Origin of the sequence: Limimaricola pyoseonensis (genome assembly GCF_900102015.1) — a bacterium.
In the GTDB taxonomy this organism is placed as follows: Bacteria; Pseudomonadota; Alphaproteobacteria; order Rhodobacterales; family Rhodobacteraceae; genus Limimaricola; species Limimaricola pyoseonensis.
In genome coordinates this window covers 128828-146086 of record NZ_FNAT01000001.1, presented here as the reverse complement: position 1 = coordinate 146086, position 17259 = coordinate 128828, and the positions used below count along the sequence as shown (strand labels likewise).

General features: G+C 69.2%; 16 protein-coding genes, 1 tRNA gene and 1 pseudogene. 13 read left to right on the top strand and 5 right to left on the bottom strand.

The window, feature by feature from the left end:
- Positions 1-158: 158 nt before the first annotated feature.
- Genes BLT43_RS00715 through BLT43_RS00705 form a run of 3 tightly spaced genes read left to right on the top strand, consistent with a single transcriptional unit; the run spans position 159 to position 4515 of the window.
- Complete coding sequence (locus BLT43_RS00715) at positions 159-701, top strand: PAS domain-containing protein (RefSeq protein WP_165612510.1); 543 nt, start codon at positions 159-161, stop codon at positions 699-701.
- Positions 694-4134 (top strand): chemotaxis protein CheB, encoded by a 3441-nt coding sequence (locus BLT43_RS00710; RefSeq protein ID WP_207497375.1) that lies wholly within the window; start codon positions 694-696, stop codon positions 4132-4134. Before BLT43_RS00715 ends, BLT43_RS00710 begins: the two co-directional genes overlap by 8 nt.
- A 3-nt stretch (positions 4135-4137) precedes the next feature.
- On the top strand, positions 4138-4515 hold the full coding sequence (locus BLT43_RS00705; RefSeq protein WP_207497374.1) for a response regulator: 378 nt from the start codon (positions 4138-4140) through the stop codon (positions 4513-4515).
- Between the two features lie 274 nt (positions 4516-4789).
- On the opposite strand, the pseudogene BLT43_RS19285 reads toward BLT43_RS00705, so the two are convergent.
- Positions 4790-4972 (bottom strand): annotated as a pseudogene (locus tag BLT43_RS19285) (transposase); the annotation flags it as partial.
- Positions 4973-5261: 289 nt separating this feature from the next.
- Here BLT43_RS19285 and BLT43_RS00700 point away from each other — a divergent pair.
- From BLT43_RS00700 to BLT43_RS00665, 8 genes are read left to right on the top strand one after another with little or no spacing between them, the layout of a single operon-like run.
- The gene (locus BLT43_RS00700; protein WP_165612508.1) at positions 5262-5960 is read left to right on the top strand and encodes a FadR/GntR family transcriptional regulator; all 699 of its coding nucleotides are present in this window, start codon (positions 5262-5264) and stop codon (positions 5958-5960) included.
- A gap of 14 nt (positions 5961-5974) precedes the next feature.
- Complete coding sequence (locus BLT43_RS00695; RefSeq protein ID WP_090109232.1) at positions 5975-6946, top strand: tripartite tricarboxylate transporter substrate binding protein; 972 nt, start codon at positions 5975-5977, stop codon at positions 6944-6946.
- Between the two features lie 10 nt (positions 6947-6956).
- Positions 6957-7421 carry a tripartite tricarboxylate transporter TctB family protein gene (locus tag BLT43_RS00690; protein ID WP_090109231.1) on the top strand — a complete coding sequence of 155 codons (465 nt, stop codon included), beginning with the start codon at positions 6957-6959 and terminating at the stop codon, positions 7419-7421.
- 10 nt (positions 7422-7431) lie between these two features.
- The gene (locus BLT43_RS00685) at positions 7432-8961 is read left to right on the top strand and encodes a tripartite tricarboxylate transporter permease (protein ID WP_090109230.1); all 1530 of its coding nucleotides are present in this window, start codon (positions 7432-7434) and stop codon (positions 8959-8961) included.
- Between the two features lie 4 nt (positions 8962-8965).
- Positions 8966-9451, top strand: a complete 486-nt coding sequence (locus BLT43_RS00680) for a 2,4'-dihydroxyacetophenone dioxygenase family protein (protein WP_090110180.1) — start codon at positions 8966-8968, stop codon at positions 9449-9451.
- A gap of 16 nt (positions 9452-9467) precedes the next feature.
- Entirely contained in the window at positions 9468-10247 is a 780-nt protein-coding gene (locus BLT43_RS00675; protein WP_090109229.1) for an SDR family NAD(P)-dependent oxidoreductase, read from the top strand.
- Positions 10248-10254: 7 nt separating this feature from the next.
- Positions 10255-11268, top strand: a complete 1014-nt coding sequence (locus BLT43_RS00670) for a zinc-dependent alcohol dehydrogenase (RefSeq protein ID WP_090109228.1) — start codon at positions 10255-10257, stop codon at positions 11266-11268.
- A gap of 54 nt (positions 11269-11322) precedes the next feature.
- A complete protein-coding gene (locus BLT43_RS00665; protein ID WP_090109227.1) occupies positions 11323-12243 on the top strand; it encodes a sugar kinase in 921 nt (306 codons plus the stop codon).
- A gap of 314 nt (positions 12244-12557) precedes the next feature.
- Here BLT43_RS00665 and BLT43_RS00660 read toward each other — a convergent pair.
- A tRNA-Thr gene (locus tag BLT43_RS00660) sits at positions 12558-12633 on the bottom strand.
- A gap of 51 nt (positions 12634-12684) precedes the next feature.
- A complete protein-coding gene (locus BLT43_RS00655; RefSeq protein WP_242652167.1) occupies positions 12685-14304 on the bottom strand; it encodes an ABC transporter permease in 1620 nt (539 codons plus the stop codon).
- A gap of 127 nt (positions 14305-14431) precedes the next feature.
- On the opposite strand from BLT43_RS00655, the gene BLT43_RS00650 reads away from it, so the two are divergent.
- Positions 14432-15313: a hypothetical protein gene (locus BLT43_RS00650; protein WP_090109225.1), complete on the top strand. Its 882-nt coding sequence runs from the start codon at positions 14432-14434 to the stop codon at positions 15311-15313.
- Positions 15314-15331: 18 nt separating this feature from the next.
- Here BLT43_RS00650 and BLT43_RS00645 read toward each other — a convergent pair whose 3' ends face one another.
- Positions 15332-15595, bottom strand: a complete 264-nt coding sequence (locus BLT43_RS00645; protein ID WP_090109224.1) for a DUF2312 domain-containing protein — start codon at positions 15593-15595, stop codon at positions 15332-15334.
- Positions 15596-15737: 142 nt separating this feature from the next.
- On the opposite strand from BLT43_RS00645, the gene BLT43_RS00640 reads away from it, so the two are divergent.
- A complete protein-coding gene (locus BLT43_RS00640; RefSeq protein WP_090109223.1) occupies positions 15738-15953 on the top strand; it encodes a hypothetical protein in 216 nt (71 codons plus the stop codon).
- Here the strand turns inward: BLT43_RS00640 and BLT43_RS00635 are convergent.
- On the bottom strand, positions 15940-17217 hold the full coding sequence (locus BLT43_RS00635) for an enoyl-CoA hydratase/isomerase family protein (protein WP_165612507.1): 1278 nt from the start codon (positions 17215-17217) through the stop codon (positions 15940-15942). The two genes, BLT43_RS00640 and BLT43_RS00635, sit on opposite strands and share 14 nt — an antisense overlap.
- Positions 17218-17259: the final 42 nt, after the last annotated feature.

Genomic DNA, 17259 nt, shown 5'->3' with positions numbered 1-17259 from the left:
CGGCCGCACCCCGTCAAACCGGTTCCCCGCCGGGGCGGGGCCGTCGCTGGCGGCCCTGCCCCCCGAGGCGTATCATCGCGGCCGATTGTGAGGCGGCCAAACGCTTGATAGATCGGAGCCCAACCGCCCGCGCGATGCCCGCGCCCGGAGGACTGGACATGGACGAGACCCCGCAGATCCCGCAGCCGCTGCTGGACTATCTCCGCAGCGCGCCGATCCCGCTGGCGCTGGGCGCGGCCGAGCTGCCCGACGAGCCGCTGATCGAGGTCAACGCCGCCTTCTGCAAGCTCACCGGCTACGGGCGCGACGAGGCTGTGGGCCGCAACTGCCGCTTCCTGCAGCGCGGCGAGGAGGCGCTCGAGGCGCGGGCGAAGATGCGCGCCTTCCTCGACGACGAGGGCCAGGAGGCCGGGCGCTTCGAGGTGCCCAACATGCGCAAGGACGGCACGCATTTCACCAACCTGATCTTCATGTCGCGGCTGCGCGCGCGCCGCGCCGGCCAGGGGCTGATCTTCGCCTCGCAGTTCGACCTCGACCGCGGCCGCTCGCGCGCCGAGGCGCAGCGCTACGACATCCAGCTCGGCGCGGGCATCGACCAGGTCTCGGAGATCGCCCAGAACTTCGGGCTGATGATGCGGCAGTCGACCGAGCTTCTGTCGCAATCGGCCGCCACCATCGCCCGGATCAAGTTCGATGGCTGAGGACGGCGCCGGGAACCGGGCCGACAACCGGGCCGAGACGACGGACACCGCCCTGCCGGTGGTCGGCATCGGCGCCTCGGCCGGCGGGCTCGAGGCGCTGCGCGAGATGCTCTCGGAGGCGCGGCTGCCCACCGGCATGGCCTATGTCGTGGTCCAGCACCTCGACCCCAACCACGACAGCCTGCTGGCCGAGCTGCTGAGCCGGCACACCGCGCTGACCGTGCGGCAGGCCGAGGCGGGCGAGCGGGTGCAGCCCGACCATGTCTACATCATCCCGCCCGGCCACGGGCTGGAGATCGCCGGCGGCGCGCTCGAGCTCACTCCCTTCGCCGAGCCGCGCGGCCTGCGCCGGCCGATCGACGACTTCTTCGTCTCGCTGGGCGAGGACGCGCGCACGCTGTCGGCCTGCGTGATCCTGTCAGGTACCGGCGCCGACGGCACGCTCGGGCTGCGCGCGGTCAAGGAAAACGGCGGTCTGGCTCTGGTGCAGGCGCCCGAGACCGCGCGTTACGACGGCATGCCACGCTCGGCGGTGGGCACCGGGCTCGTCGATTTCGTGCTGCGCCCCTCCGAGATCCTGCCGCGGCTGCGCGACTACTTCGCCCGCGCCATCGGCGGCTCCGACACGGTGGCCGGCACCGGCGACCAGATCGACGAGATCTGCGAGGCGCTGCACGAGCAGACCGGTCACGACTTCTCGGGCTACAAGCACACCACGCTGGCCCGGCGCATCCAGCGCCGCATGCAGGTGATGCAGATCGAGGATCCGTCGCGCTACCGCTCGCGGCTGCGCGGCGACCGGACCGAGGCCCGCGCGCTGCTGCGCGACCTTCTGATCAACGTCACCCGCTTCTTCCGCGACCCCGAGCATTTCGAGGCGCTGCGCGAGACGGTGATCGCGCCGATGGTCGCGGCCGCGCGCGACGAGGACGACATCCGGGTCTGGGTGCCGGGCTGCTCGAGCGGCGAGGAGGCCTATTCCATCGCCATGCTCTTCGCCGAGGAGTGCCGCGCGCAGGAGCGCGCGCCGCGGCTGCAGATCTTCGCCACCGACATCGACGAGCAGATGCTGGAGATCGCCCGCGAGGGGCGCTACCTGACCCCGGCTCTGCCGGACATCCCCGAGGCGCTGCGCGACAGCTACACGATCCAGCACGGCGACCATTTCCGCATCGCGCCGCAGCTGCGCGAGATGATCCGCTTCTCGCCGCACAGCGTGATCAAGGATCCGCCCTTCTCGCGGCTGTCGCTGATCTCCTGCCGCAACCTGTTCATCTATTTCGGCGAACGGCTGCAAAGCGGCGTGCTGCCGATCTTCCACTACGCGCTGGAGCCCGAGGGCGTCCTGTTCCTCGGCCCCTCCGAGAGCATCGGCCGCCACGAGGAGATGTTCGCGCCGCTCGACCACAAGGCGCGGATTTTCCGGCGCGGCGAGACCCGGGGGCGCTACCCGATCGAGCTGCCCGCCGCGCGCAGCATCGCCAGCCGCGCCGGCAGCGGCGCCGAGCGCTGGGAAAGCCGCGAGCGCGCGCCCCAGCCCGGCCTCGCGCTGCAGCGGCTGGCCGAGCGCTACGCCCGGCCCTGCGTGGTACTCGACCGCGACGGCACGATGATCGAGAGCCACGGCCGGCTCGGGCGCTACTTCGAGTTTTCCGCGGCCGGCGGCGGCGCGGCGGCGCAGGCCGCCCGGCCCGGCCTGCGCGAGGTGCTGATGCCGCTGATGCGCGAGGCGCTCGACAACCGCCGCCGGGTCATTTCCCGCGACATCGAGGTGCGCGCCGAGTTCGGCCGCCAGCGGCTCGACGTGATCGCCGATCCGCTGGCCGACGAGACGGTGCTCCTGGTGTTCCGCGACACCGACGCCTTCGAGGCCGAGCCTGACGACGACCTGCTGGAGATCGGCCCCTCCGACGGCCAGGTCGAGATGCTCGAGGGCGAACTGCGCCACACGCGGCGGCAGCTGCGCGACAAGACCGAGCAGCTCGAGACCGCGAACGAGGAGCTGAAGAGCTCCAACGAAGAAATGATGTCGATGAACGAGGAGCTGCAATCGACCAACGAGGAGCTCTCGACCGTCAACGACGAGCTCAAGGTCAAGGTCGACCAGCTCAGCGTCGCCAATGACGACCTGAAGAACTTCTTCGATTCCACCCGCCTGCCGGTGGTGGTGCTCGACGGCGACATGCGGCTGCGCAGCTACACCGAGGCGGCGCTGGCGATCTTCCCGCTGCAACCCGGCGACAAGGGGCGGCCGCTGTCGCATGTCTCGAGCCTGCTGGCCGATGACGGCTTCCTCGACGCCGCGCGCCGCGTGGTGGCGGGCGAAGAGGACGTGCGGCTCAGGATCGCGCAGGGCGACGGCACGAAGCAATGGATGCTGAACGTGCGGCCCTACCGGCTGCTCGACGGCCGCCGCGACGGTGCGACGCTGGTCTTCAGCGACATCACCGAGGTGCTGGCGCTGCAGGACCAGCTCGGCCGCGAGCGCGAGCAGCTGGAACTGGCGCTGCGCCTCGCCCGGATCGGGATCTGGGACTACAGCCCCGAAACCGGGCAGATCTCGGTCGACAGCGTGCAGGCCGAGCTGCTGGGCCTGACCGGCGCCGGCAGCCACCCGGTCGAGCGGCTGCTGGCCCGGATCGTGCCGCAGGACCGCGAGGCCATGCGCGACAGCCTCGAGACCAGCCTGTCCGAGGGGCGCGATTTCGCGGCCGAGCTGCGCCTGATCGCGCCGCAGGGCGAGCGGCCGCGCCACCTGCGCAGCCTCGGCCGGCTGGTCAGCGGCCGGTCGGAGCGGCGGATGATCGGCGTGACCTTCGACGTCACCGCCGACCGTCACGCCGCCGAGACGCGCGAGCTGATGATCCGCGAGATGAATCACCGCGTGAAGAACCTCTTCGCGGTGATCAGCGCGCTGGTGACGACCACGGCGCGTGGCGCCGCCGACAAGGAGGACCTGGCCGCGAGCCTTCGCGGCAAGATCGCCGGCCTCGGGCGGGCGCATGCGCTGACCAACGACCTCGAGGGGCTGCACGGCGTGCCCTTCGGCGATCTCGTCGCCGCCATGCTGGAGCCCTATGCCGGACAGGTGCCGCTGTCGGCCTCCGGCCCCGCGATCGAGGCCGAGCCGCAGGAGGTGACGCCGCTGGCGCTGATCCTGCACGAATGGGCGACCAACGCCGCGAAATACGGCGCCCTGCGCGACGGCGACGGCAGCCTCGACATCTCCTGGGAGGCGCAGGGCGACGGGGGCTGGCGCCTGATCTGGCGCGAGACCAAGCCGGCGCACGACCCCGCGTCGGGCTCGGCCGGGGGGTTCGGATCACGTCTGGTCGAGATCTCGGCCCGCCAGCTCGGGGCCGAGCTGGACAATCGCCGCGACGGCACCATCTTCGAGTGGACGTTGACCAAACACGCGCATCAACCCGGCTGACACATGGCAAAGATACTGCTCGTCGAGGACGAGCTTCTGATCGGATGGGACATCAAGGACACGCTGGAAGAGGCCGGCCACGAGGTGGACGGCCCCTACGCCACCGTGGCCGAGGCGCTCGAGCGCGTCGAGCGGGCCCTGCCCGAGATCGGTTTCCTGGACGTGCGGCTGGCCGACGGCGAGGTCGACCCGCTGGCCGACCGGCTGCAGGCCCAGGACGTACGGCTGGTCTTCCATTCCGGCCATATCCGCGCGCTCGATCACGGGCGGCGCTATCCCGGCTGCACCGTCTGCGCCAAGCCCTCCACCCCCGACGAACTGGTCGAGGCCGTGGCCCAGCAGGTCGCACGCCGCAAGGGCGGCGGTCTGGCTGCGGAGTAAGCTGAAGGTCGATGCCGGCCGCGGCAAAGCGCCGCGATGGTGTCCCCGGATAGACTCAAACCCCCGACCCACTGATCACAAATTGTGGGTGAGACAGCCAACAACTGCCTGATTTTAAATGAGGTTCATCCTCGCAATAGCGGCAAATCGAGCGTCAGACGCAAGAAGACGCGCCTTCCGCGACAGAGTCCGAAAATGGGGCCCCTTTCCCTCTCGATCGGGACTGCCACTTAGGTACACCACCCTGTCGAACACCGAAGACACCGCCCCGAAGGCCGTCGCCGAGCATCAGGCGCCGCCTAAGATACAATAGGTTTGCCGCTACACCATTGTAGCGCGCGACCACCGAGACGCTGGTTCCGTTCTCCGTCACTTCGACAATCCGTAGCTTTTCGGCCGAGAACAGGTAACGCCTACGGCTGCCCTCGTTGATGGCCTCGTAGTCGGACATCGGCATGTGCTCAGGCTTATGCCAAAGCCCCGATAGTTCATGCCTGCTTGTCCGGTCGGAACCGGGGCGAGTTCGAAGGTATGGCTTACAGTCTCGGCCTCAAGTCTCACCCCCCAACCCGCCTCCATTTGCGATAATGATCCGACCAATGGCATATAATGATCAGATCATTGACATGTCCGTCGATTCATCCGATCAATGCTCGTGAGCGTGGTGAGGGGGGAAACGTCCACGGATGGAGACGCAGGGACAGGAACGACCGAAGGCCTCCGGGACCTCGCAACGACCGGCAAAGGTGGCCGAAGCACTCGAATGCCTGGGCCGACGGATTGCGACCGGCGAGGTTGCCGAGGGGGAGGTTCTCCCCGTCGAGGCAGATTTGGTCGCCGAGTTGGGCGTTAGCCGCTCGACCTTGCGGGAAGCAGTCAAGACACTGGTCGCGCTGGGCATGGTGGAGGTTCGCACGCGCCACGGAACCAAGGTTCTTCCCCGCCGTAACTGGAACATCCTCAATCGGGACGTGCTGCTCTGGATGACCTCCGACGGGGTCATCAATGCCGAGCTGTGCAAGGCCATCGATGAAGCCAGAGAGGTCATCGAGCCCGCAGCCGCAGCCTTTGCCGCCAAGCGGGCCAGCAATATCCAAATCATGGAAATTCGCCGCGCCTACGGGGATATGGCGTTGGCTGCAGAGGTCAGCGACCTTGATGGGGCCATTCGGGCGGACCGAGCGTTCCATCTCGCCATTCTTGCCGCCACCGGCAATCCTATTCTCGAGGCATTCGACTCCGCGCTCGATGCCGTGCTCGGGCTGCTCTTCGTAGTGGCTACGGATGCGCATCTTCAGAGCTTCCGGAGCAACCTCGTCAACCATTGCCATGTGCTCGAAGCGATCGAGCGGCATGACGCGAGCGCTGCCAGTGCCGCGATGCTGGAGACCATCTGGTTCACCCGCAGCAACCTGGAAGCGCACAACCTCACGACAGCAGATTAAAGGGAGGAACCTGAATGCTGAAGAAGTCCCTACTCGGGAGCGCCGCTCTCCTCGTTTCCGCCGGCGCTGCGCTGGCCGAGTATCCCGAGCGTCCGATCACCATGATCGTGCCGTGGAGCGCCGGTGGCGGCACGGATGCCATCGCCCGCATGCTCGCCAACGGCATGGAGGAAGAACTCGGCGTGCCGGTATCGGTGGTAAACCGCACGGGCGGCGCCGGTGTCGTCGGCCACAACGCGATGGTGAACACGCCCGCCGACGGCTACACCATCGGCTTCGGCACCGCAGAACTCGTTACCTACTATTGGACCGGCAACGCCGAATTCCAAGCTGACGACTTCACGCCGATCGCGCTCGTGAACTTCGACTCCGGTGCCTTCCACGTGTCGGGCGACAGTGAGTGGGAAACGGTCGAGGAAGCGCTCGCCGCCATCAAGGAAGCCCCCGAGGGGACCTACAAGATGTCCGGCACCGCCGTCGGTGCGGCCTACCACCTCGCCTTCGCGGGCGCGCTTCAGCAGCAGGGCATCGACCCGATGAAGGTCACCATGGTGCCGTCGCAGGGCGCCGCTCCGGGCTTCCAGGAACTGGCGGCCGGTGGTGTCCACATCATCCCGTCCTCGCTTCCGGAAGGTAAGACCATGGTCGATGCCGGCCGTGCCAAGGCTCTGGCGGTGTTCTCGGACGAGCGTCTCGGCGCCTACCCGGACGTCCCGACCTTCTCCGAGCAGGTCGGCGCGGACTACGCGGGCGGCACCTGGCGCGGCGTCGTCGGGCCGACCGGTCTCGACGAGGCGGCTGCCGAGAAGCTGGAGCAGGCGGTCTCGGCCGTCGTCGAAAGCGATGAGTTCCAGACCTTCATGTCCGAGCAGGGCTTCGGCGTCCGCTACCTCGACTCCGAAAGCTTCGGGTCCTTCCTGTCCCAGCAGCAGGCCCAGGTCGGCGAGGTCATGAACGCCATCGGCCTCGCCCAGCGCGCGAACTGAGGAACACGGCATGCGGCTTCCCGATCTCTGGACCGGCCTCGCCATCGTGGCACTGGGGCTGTTCGCCATCCTGCAAGCGCAGGGGTTCCCGGAACCAGCGGGAGCCGCATCGCCTCGACTGTTCCCGCGCATCATCGGGGCGGCTTTCGTGATCTGCGGCCTGGCCGTCGCGTCTCGTGACTTCACCAGGGGCAGGGCCGCCCTGATCCCACCGGGCGAGACGTGGATGCGCCACCCCAAGCAGATCGCGCGGGTGGCCTTCGTGCCTTTCGCCATCATCGCCTACGGCCTGCTGGCCCCCATCGCGGGATCCCTCGCGGTCTCGCTGGTGCTGGTCTTCATCAGCGCGCTTCTGTGGAACGAGCGCCCCCTGGGTGCGATCCTCTCCGCGCTGATCGTCTGCATCGCCGTCACCCTCTTCTTCACCCGCGTCATGCGCGTTCCGCTTCCGGCGGGACCCTTGGACCTCTTCTAAGGCGATCGGCATGGACGTCTTCCTCTCCGCCCTCGAGCTCGTCCTCACCCTGGAGGTGATGAGCACCGTCCTGCTCGGCTCGGCCTTCGGTCTCTTCGTCGGCGCCACGCCCGGCCTGAGCGCCACCATGGCCGTGGCCCTGCTCGTGCCCGTCACGTTCTTCCTGTCGCCCGTGGCCGCCATCGGCGCGATCGTCGCCTGCTCGGCGATGTCGATCTTCGCCGGCGACATTCCGGGGGCCCTGCTGAGAATTCCGGGAACGCCGGCCTCGGCCGCCTACATGAGCGAACTCAACGCACTCAGTTCCAGGGGCCGGCTCGATCTCGCGCTCGGCACCTCGATGATGGTGGCGGTGATCGGCGGCCTGGTCGGCACCCTGGTTCTCATGCTGGCGGCCCCGCAACTGGCCGAGGTGGCGCTCCAGTTCTCGACCTACGAGTATTTCTGGCTCGCTCTGCTCGGACTGAGCTGCGCCACGCTGGTGGCCGGCAGCGACCGCCTCAAGGGCACCATCTCGCTGCTGCTTGGTCTCTTCCTGACGCTGATCGGCCTCGACATCACGACCGGCCTGCCGCGCTACACCTTCGGCACCATCGACCTGCAGGCGGGCGTCTCGCTCATCGCGGTGATGATCGGTGCCTTCGCCGTGGCCGAGATCATGAGATCCGCGACGGGATCCCTGAAGTCGATCGGCATGCCGCCGGCCGCCGGCCTCGGCATCCTCAAGGGCCAGGCCCGGCACCTGTGGAAGCACAAGACCCCGGTGGTGCGCGGCAGCCTTCTCGGCACCGTCATCGGCGCCCTGCCCGGCGCTGGCGCGGACATCGCCGCATGGATCGCCTATGCGGTCAGCCGCCGCTTCTCGAAGACGCCCGAGACCTATGGCACGGGCGAACCCGAGGCCATCGCCGGGTCCGCCTCCGCCAACAACGCCGCTCTTTCGGGAAGCTACGTGCCGACGCTCGTCTTCGGCATTCCGGGCGACTCCATCACGGCCATCGTCGTGGGCGTGCTGCTGCTGAAAGGCATCCAGCCGGGGCCGATGGTCTTCATCACCTCGCCGGAGCTGGTGAACGCGATCTACATCGTCTTCGCGCTGGCCAACCTGCTGATCATCCCGCTGGGGCTTCTCGCGATCACCGGTGGCCGATACGTTCTGGGGCTGCGGGCGGGACTTCTCTACCCGGCGATCCTGCTCCTGTGCATCCTCGGCACATTCGCCACCAACAACTCGATCTTCGACCTCTGGACGCTGGCCTTCATCGGCACGCTCGTCTGGATCCTCGAGGCCAATGACTATCCGGCCGCCCCGCTGGTTCTGGGTCTCGTGCTGGGCAAGATCGTCGAAGAGAACTTCATGATGAGCATGATCAAGGCCGACGGCAACCTGCTGGCCTTCTTCGAGCGCCCGATCGCCGGAACGCTGGGCGTGCTCACCATCGCGGTGTGGTTCCTGCCGCCGCTCATCAAGCTCATCCGCCGCTGGCGTTCGCGCGCCGACACGGCTCCGACCAAGGAAAGGGTTGAAGACCATGTATGACCAGATGAAGGGGTCGACGCACCCGCTGGCCGTGCCCGAGATCGCCGAGATGGCGGTGCCGACCGACGAGCGGGTCTGGGTGCCGCAGGCCTCGAACGTGTGGTTCCGCCCGCTGCTGCTCAACACCATGGCGGGCCAGTGGTGCAACCTGCTGCGCGTCCGCAAGTCCGGCGTGCTCAGCAAGCACCTGCACCCGGCCCCGGTGATCGGCTACGTCATCGAGGGCAAATGGCACTACCTCGAGCATGACTGGGTGGCCGAGCGCGGCTCCTTCGTCTTCGAGCCGCCGGGCGAGATCCACACCCTCGTCGTGCCCGAGGACTGCGAGGAGATGATCACCTTCTTCAACATCCAGGGCTGCATGTATTACGTCGACGACGACAACAAGCATGTCGGCTTCGAGGACGTGTTCACCAAGATCGACATGTGCCGCAAGCATTACGAGGAAGTCGGCCTCGGCGCGGATTACGTCGACCAGTTCATCCGGTGATCAAGTGAGAGACGTGATGGACAACGACGCGCAGCCTCTCCTCGACGGCGGATGGGCTGCGCCCTTCCTCGAAGGTCGAAAGGTCTTTATTACCGGCGGCACCTCGGGGATCGGCCGAGGCATTGCACGCGGCTTCGCCATGGCCGGGGCCGAGGTCATCGCAACCGGCGTCAGCGAGGCCGAGGTGTCGGCCGCCGCGCAATGGGCCGAGAGCCTCGATGCGCCCGGCTCCGTCAGCGTGGACGTGCTCGACGTCTGCGACGCCAAGGCGGTCGAAACGAAGGTCGGCGGCATCGGCGACCTCCATGCGCTGGTGAACTGTGCGGGCCTGATCCGCCGGGGCGCGGAGCTTGACCCGGAGGTCTTTGCCAAGGTGGTCGAGGTCAACCTCACCGGCTCGATGCGCTGCGCCCATGCGGCCAAGCCCGCGCTCCAGAAGACCGGCGGCACGGTGGTGAACACCGCTTCCATGCTCTCCTTCTTCGGCGGCGGTCTGGTGCCGGGATATGCCGCCTCCAAGGGAGGCATCGCCCAGCTCACCAAGTCGCTCGCCATTGCCTGGGCCAAGGACGGCATCCGCGTGAACGCGATCGCGCCGGGATGGATCAGGACGCCGCTCACCACCGACCTCCAGGCGGACAGCGAGCGCGAGACGACCATCTTGGGGCGCACGCCGATGGGGCGCTGGGGAGAAGCCGGGGATCTGTCCGGCCCGGCCATGTTCCTCTGTACGCCCCTTTCGGGCTTCATGACCGGCGTGGTGATGCCGGTGGACGGGGGCTACTCCGTTGCCTGAACAGGCCATGCGCGCGCTCGTCTATGCCGGTCCCGGGCAGGCCGAGCTTCGAGACGTGCCGCGCCCTGTGGCCAGGCCCGGTGAAGCGCTTCTCAGGATGCGTCTATGCGGGCTGTGCGGCACCGATGTCGGCATTCATGCCGGCACCCATCCACGCGCCACGGCGCCGCTGGTTCTCGGCCATGAGTTCGTGGCCGAGATCGCGGCCGACACGCCGCGTTTCATGGCCGGGCAGCGGGTGGTGGCCTACCCGCTCATCTCTTGTGGCACCTGTCACCCCTGCCGCACCGGCCAGCCGCATGTCTGCGCCAGCCTGCGCCTGGTCGGCATCGATCGCGACGGCGGCATGGCGGAATGGCTGGCCCTCGACGAGACGGTCCTGTTCCCCGTTCCCGACGACATGGACGACGCCACGGCCGCTCTGGTCGAGCCCCTGGCCGTAGCGCTGCGTGCCGTCGAGAGATCCGGCGCGGCCCTGACGGACAGTGCCGTGGTCGTCGGCGCGGGGCCGATCGGCCTGCTGACCGCCCTGCTCCTGCGCCGAGCTGGCGTCTCGCGGCTTTTCGTGTCGGACGTCGACCCGGCCCGGCTCGAGCTTGCGGCGCGAATGGGGGCGACTCCTATCAACGTGCGTCATGACAGCCTCCTGGACCGCGTTCTCGAAGCTACGAACGGCGACGGGGCGGATGTCGTCTTCGAATGCGCCGGCGCGGCGGAAGCCGTGGCCGAGATCACCCGCATCGCGCGGCCGGGCGGCACGATCTGCATGGCCTCCATCCACAAGGCGGCCGTGCCGGTCTCGCTGATCGACGTCAACTTCCGCGAGCTGACGCTGATCGGGTCGAGGGTCTATACGCGGGAGCAGTTCCGCCGCGCCGTGGATCTGGCCCGCGATCTGGCCGAAGACCTGCGATCCTTGGTCACGCATGTCGTGCCTCTCGGGGCCGCCGCCGAGGTCTTCGCGATGCAGGCCTCCCCGGACGAGAAAGCCGTGAAGATCCTCGTCGACTGCCGGTCGTGAGCGCCGTTCCTTCATGTCGAGCGCCCTGCGCTCCCTTTCTGGCAGGAGAGTGACATGCCGATCGATATCCTGTGCCTGGGCGAGCCCATGCTGGAATTCAACCAGCAGCCCGATGGGCGCTATCTCCAAGGCCATGGAGGCGACACCTCCAACTGTGCGATCGCGGCGGCCCGGCAGGGCGCTTCTGTCGGCTACATCACCCATGTCGGGCAGGACGTCTTCGGGCGCAGCCTGCTGGATCTCTGGACGCGCGAAGGAGTCGACACCTCCTGCGTGGTGAGCCGCCCCGATGCGCATACCGGCATCTACTTCGTCACCCATGGCGAGCAGGGGCATGAGTTCAGCTACCTGAGATCAGGATCGGCCGCCTCGCTCATGCGGCCTGAAGATCTGCCCCTGCAGGCCTTGCAAAACTGCCAGATCCTCCACGTGTCCGGCATCAGCCAGGCGATTTCGCCCAACGCGGCCGATACGGTCTTCGCGGCAACCAAGGCGGTGAAATCGCATGGCGGAATCGTATCTTATGACACGAACCTCAGGCTGAAGCTGTGGCCCTTGGAGCGGGCGCGAGCTGTTGTCCATGCCGCCGTGGCGCAGTGTGATATCGCCCTTCCGGGACTGGACGATGCCATCCAGCTCACGGGGCGGGATGACCCTCAGGCCATCGTCGATTTCTATCTGGGTCTGGGGGTGGGCGTCGTCGCGCTGACGCTCGGCTCAGCCGGCGTTCTGGTCGCCACGCCAGAGGAGCGGCGCCATATCTCCGCCCCGCAGGTCCGGGCCGTTGATGCCACGGGTGCCGGCGACACCTTCGACGGCGCCTTCCTTGCGAGGTTTCTTGAAAGCCGCGATCCCTTCGATGCCGCGAACTACGCCAATACTGCTGCGGCTCTCGCGGTCCAGGGATATGGTGCGGTGGCTCCCATGCCCGACCGTGCGGCGGTCCTGGCAGGTCTAGCGAATTCGGAACGATAGCTGCCACGCCCGTTCCGTTGGGGTCAGGACTCGTTGATCCTCAAGGCCAGAAAATGATGGTCGCGACCAAGTCGATGGCAGAGAGGTAGACTATCGAGCTGAATAGCCCCGTGTCTTGTGGACGTCTTCGCGCCTCGTGGGCATCAGCGGCCACAGGTCGGTAGCCAGCGTCCGCCGCTACGCTCATAGCACGGAGGAGACGCGTCGCAGGGCCATCGCCATGCAGGAGCAGGCACAGTTTCGGCACATCACCCGAGCAGGTTCTTCGGCACAGCCCAAGTACAGAAGAAAATGCAATGATTTCAGGTATCTGGTGGTGCCCCCAGAGAGACTCGAACTCCCGACCCACTGATTACAAATCAGTTGCTCTACCAGCTGAGCTATAGGGGCACGCCGCCTGCATAGACCGCCCTTCGGGCCGGGCGCAAGGGGCGCTTCGCGTCAGCGGTTGGCGCGGGCGAGAAAGCCCACCGCGACAAGGCCCACCAAGGTGATCATCAGCGCCGCCGGCGCGGCCTCGGCGATGTTCTCGAGGCTCGCCTTGGCATGCACCCGGGTGGCCAGCGTGTCGTAGCCGAAAGGCCGCAGCAGCAGCGTCGCCGGCAACTCCTTCACGCAATCGACGAAGACCAGAAGCAGCGCCGAGCCGATCGAGGCGCGGATCAGCGGCAGGTGGACCCGGCGCAGCGTGCCGCCGGCGGTCTGGCCGAGCGAGCGCGCCGCCATCGGCAGGCTCGGCGCCACCCGGCCCAGCGCCGCGTCGGCCGCGCCCTGTGCGATGGCGAAGAAGCGCACCGTGTAGGCGATCACCAGCGCCGCGGCGCTGCCGGTGAGGATCAGCCCCGGATCGGCGCCGCCCAGCGCCACCCAGCCATCGGCCACGGCGTTGTCGAGCCCGGCCAGAGGGAACAGGATGCCGACGCCCAGCACCGCGCCGGGCGCGGCGTAGCCGATCGCCGTCACCGGCAGCAGCAGCACCGGCAGCCGCTTGCCCGAAAGCCGCGCGCCGTAGACCATGAACAGCCCCAGCACCACCGTCGCCAGCGCCGCCGCGCCGCCGGTGGCCAGCGTGTGCGTCAGTGCCCGGATCAGCCCCGGCGCCGCCCATTCGGCCGCGTCGAGCGCGTGACCCGAGAGCACCGCCACCGGCAGCACGAAGCCGAGGCCGAAGGGCACGAGGCAGGCCGCGCAGGCCGCGGCACCCTGCCAGCCGGTCAGGCGCACCGGCTCCACCGGGCGCGGCTGGCGGGCCGAGCCGAAGAAGCGGGAGCGGCGGCGGCTGAGCTTTTCCAGCGTCACCAGGAGCACGATCACCCCGAGCACCAGCGTCGCCAGCTGCGCCGCGCCGCCGAGATTGCCGGCCTGCAGCCAGACGGTGAAGATGCCGGTGGTCAGCGTCTGCACCGCGAAGTAGTCGACCACGCCGAAATCGTTGACCGTCTCCATCATCACCACGGCGCAGCCCGCGGCGATGGCCGGGCGCGCCAGCGGCAGGCCGACCCGCCAGAACCGGCCCCAGGGCCCGACGCCGAGCGCGCGGGCGACCTCGAAGCCCGCGCCCGACTGTTCGCGGAAGGCGGCACGCGCCAGCAGGTAGACATAGGGGTAGAGCGCGGCCGAGAGCACCAGCACCGCCGCCCCGCGCGAGCGGATCTGCGGGAAGACGTAGTCGCGCGCGTCCTGCCAGCCCATCAGCTGGCGCAGCCCCGTCTGCACCGGGCCGGCATATTCGAGGAAATCCACGAGCGCGTAGGCGCCGACATAGGCCGGCACCGCCAGCGGCAGCAGCAGCGCCCATTGCAGCCAGCCATGGCCGGGGAAGCGGTACATCACCACGAGCCAGCCGGCCCCGGCCCCCACCAGCGCGGTGATCGCGCCGACCGTGCTCATCAGCAGCAGCGTGTTGCCCAGGTAGCGCGGCAGGGTCGTCGACAGCAGGTGCGGCCAGATGTTGTCCTCGGGCCGGAACGCCAGCCAGATCACCGACAGCACCGGCAGCAGCACCAGCGCGGCGATCGCCACGGCGCCCAGCGACCACGGGTCAGGCCAACGCGGGCGCATGGGTGTCGCTCCGGAAATCTGACCGCTTCGCTCTGACATGCGGTGCGCGGTAGCGGAAAGCGGTTTCGCTGTCCAGCCGGCCCGATATGATGGCGCGACGAGCAGTGACGAAAGACAAGACCCGCGAATGGACATCGCCTTCCACATCGGCGCGCCCTGCACCGACGACGACCGCCTGCTGGGATCGGTCGAGAGCAACCGCGCCGCGCTCGCGCCGCGCGGCACCATGGTGCCGCCGATCGCCCGCTACCGGCGGCTCCTGCGCGAAACCGTGCAGCACCTGGCCGGCGGCGCGCCCGAACCCGAGGGGCGCGAGGTGCTGCTCGACGCGATCCTCGAGGAGGCCGAGCGCGAGGGCGCCCGGCGGCTGGTGCTGGGCAACCCGGCCTTCCTGTGCCCGCCCGCCAAGGTCTGCGAGGCCGGGCAGTTCCACGAGATGGCGGGCTTCAAGGCGCGGTCGCTGGCGGCGCTGTTTCCCGGCGACCGGATCGAGATGTTTCTCGGCATCCGCAACCCGGCCGGCTACCTGCCGGCGGTCTGGGGCCAGACCCGGATCGCCGGGTTCGACGATTTCATGTCCGGGCTCGACCCGCGCCGGATCCGCTGGTCCGACGTGATCGCCCGGCTGCTCGCGGCCGCGCCCGAGGCCCGGCTCACGGTCTGGTGCGACGAGGACGCCCCGCTGATCTGGGGCGAGCTGATCCGGCGCATCGCCGACCTGCCTGCCGGATCGACGGTGGAGGGCGCATCGGACATGGCCGCCGCGCTGATGCCAGAGGAGGGCGCGGCGCGGCTGCGGGACTACCTCGCACAGCAGCGCCCGCCCGAGGCGGCGCGGCCGCGCATCGTCTCGGCCTTCCTCGACCGCTACGCCCGCCCCGAGGCGCTGCGCCAGCCGGTCGAGGTTCCGGGCTGGGACGCGGTGCTTCTGGCCGATCTCAGCGCCCGCTACGAGGCGGATCTCGACCGCATCGCCGCCATGGACCGGGTCACGCTGGTCACCGCCTGAGCGGGTCGGGCGAGCCGGTCAGGCCATGCCGAGCGCGGCCTTGTAGAGCTCGAGCACCGCCTCTTCCTCGGCGATGTCGTCGGGCTCGCGCTTGCGCAGCGCGATCACCTTGCGCAGCACCTTGGTGTCGTAGCCGCGCCCCTTCGCCTCGGCCATGACTTCCTTGATCTGCTCGGCGATGTCCTTCTTCTCGGCCTCGAGATGCTCGACGCGTTCGATGAACTGGCGCAGCTCTTCCGCGGTGGCGTCGGTCTGGGTCTCGATCACGGATGACACGCTCATGTAGCTCTCCTGGGATGGGCCGGATGTCGGGGCCCTTCCCTACCGCCCGGGCCGGGCGGCTTCAAGCGCGGCCATGCGCGGACTTGTGCCGCCCCGGCAGGAAGGCTAGGCCGGGGCGTCAACGGGTCGGGAGAGGACCAGGATGGAGCTTGTCGTCTGGATCGGGGCCGCGATCACCCTTGCCGGTTTCGCGGCGATCCTGTGGAGCCTGATCGCGGTGATGCGGCTGCGGCGTCAGGGCCTCGAGGATGCGCAGATGCGCGCCCGGCTGGCGCGGATCGTGCCGCTCAACATCGGGGCGTTGATGCTGTCGATGCTTGGGCTGATCATGGTGGTCGTGGGCGTTATCCTGACCTGAGCGCGGCCGGCGGCCCGGCCGCCGCCCGCCGCTGCGCGGCCAGCGCCGCGTCGATGTCGCCGCCCGCGCGCGCCGCCGCCTCGAGCAGCTCCGGCGCCGTCCATTCGGGGTCGCTGCGCGCCCAGAGCCGCAGCCGTTCGAGCAGCGGCTCCAGCCCCTCGCGCAGGCTCTCATGCACCGGGCCGCCCTGCAGCCGCGGCCATCCCAACCCATGCACCGCCAGCGCGTCGATGTCGGAGGCGCGCGACAGACGGCCGTCCGACAACAGCCGCAGCCCCTCGATCACCAGCGCGGCGCGCCGCCGCTCGGGCGTGCCCAGCCCATCGGCCGCCTTGTGCAGGCGCTGCAGCAGCTCGTCCCCCGCCGGCGTCGGCGCCAGCCGGCCGGAGCGGCGCTCGAGCAGGCTGCGCGGCACCCTGCGCTCTGCGAAATAGACGTGGTGCAGGGCGGCGAACTGCGGATCGGCCCGGCTTTCGCGATGCGCCAGCCGCTCGAACCGCAGCGCCGCCACGGGCGTCATCAGCAGCGCGGCCTCGACGCTATCGACGATCCGGGCCGCCGTCCGCAACGGCGTCGCGGCGATCTTGCGGCGCCGCGCGGCAACCTCGGCGAGCCAGGTGCCGCCGTCGATCATCCGCTCGCGCCGGGCGCTGACCGGGCGCGGCCGGATCCCGGCATGGGCGAGATGCTCCGCCAGTTCGCGCGCCGCCGCCTCGGCCGCCTCCGGCGTCTCGCCGACCACGCCGTCGACCAGGCCCGCGGCCTGCGCCGCCGCCGCATCCACCGGCCGGCCATGCAGCAGGAGGTCGAGCGCGGCCTTCGCCCCGCAGAGCCGCGCCAGCCGCTGCCCGCCGCCCGCCCCGGGCACGAGGCCCAGCACGATGTCGGGCAGGCCGATCCGGGCGTCGGGCGCCGCCAGCCGGTAATGCGCCGCGAGCGCCAGCTCGGCCCCCGCGCCGAGTGCCGCGCCCCGCAGCACCGCCACCACCGGGCAGGGCAGCGCCTCGATCCGCGCGCACAGGCGCCACAGCGGCGGCGCGGCGTCGTCGGGCGCCCCGATCTCGCGCAGGTCGAACCCGACCGAGAAGCCGGGCCCTGCGGCGCAGAGCACCACGCCCTGCAAGCCTTCGCGCGCCTCGAGATCGTCGAGCGCCGCGCCCAGCTCGCGCCGCAGCTGCGGGTCGAGCGCGTTGACCGGCGCGAAGGACAGGCGCAGCGTCGCGATACCGTCCTCGACGCGCAATGCGATCCGCTGCTCCTCCATGCTCGTTTCCGCCCCGACACTGTTGTCCTGTCTCCACCTTCG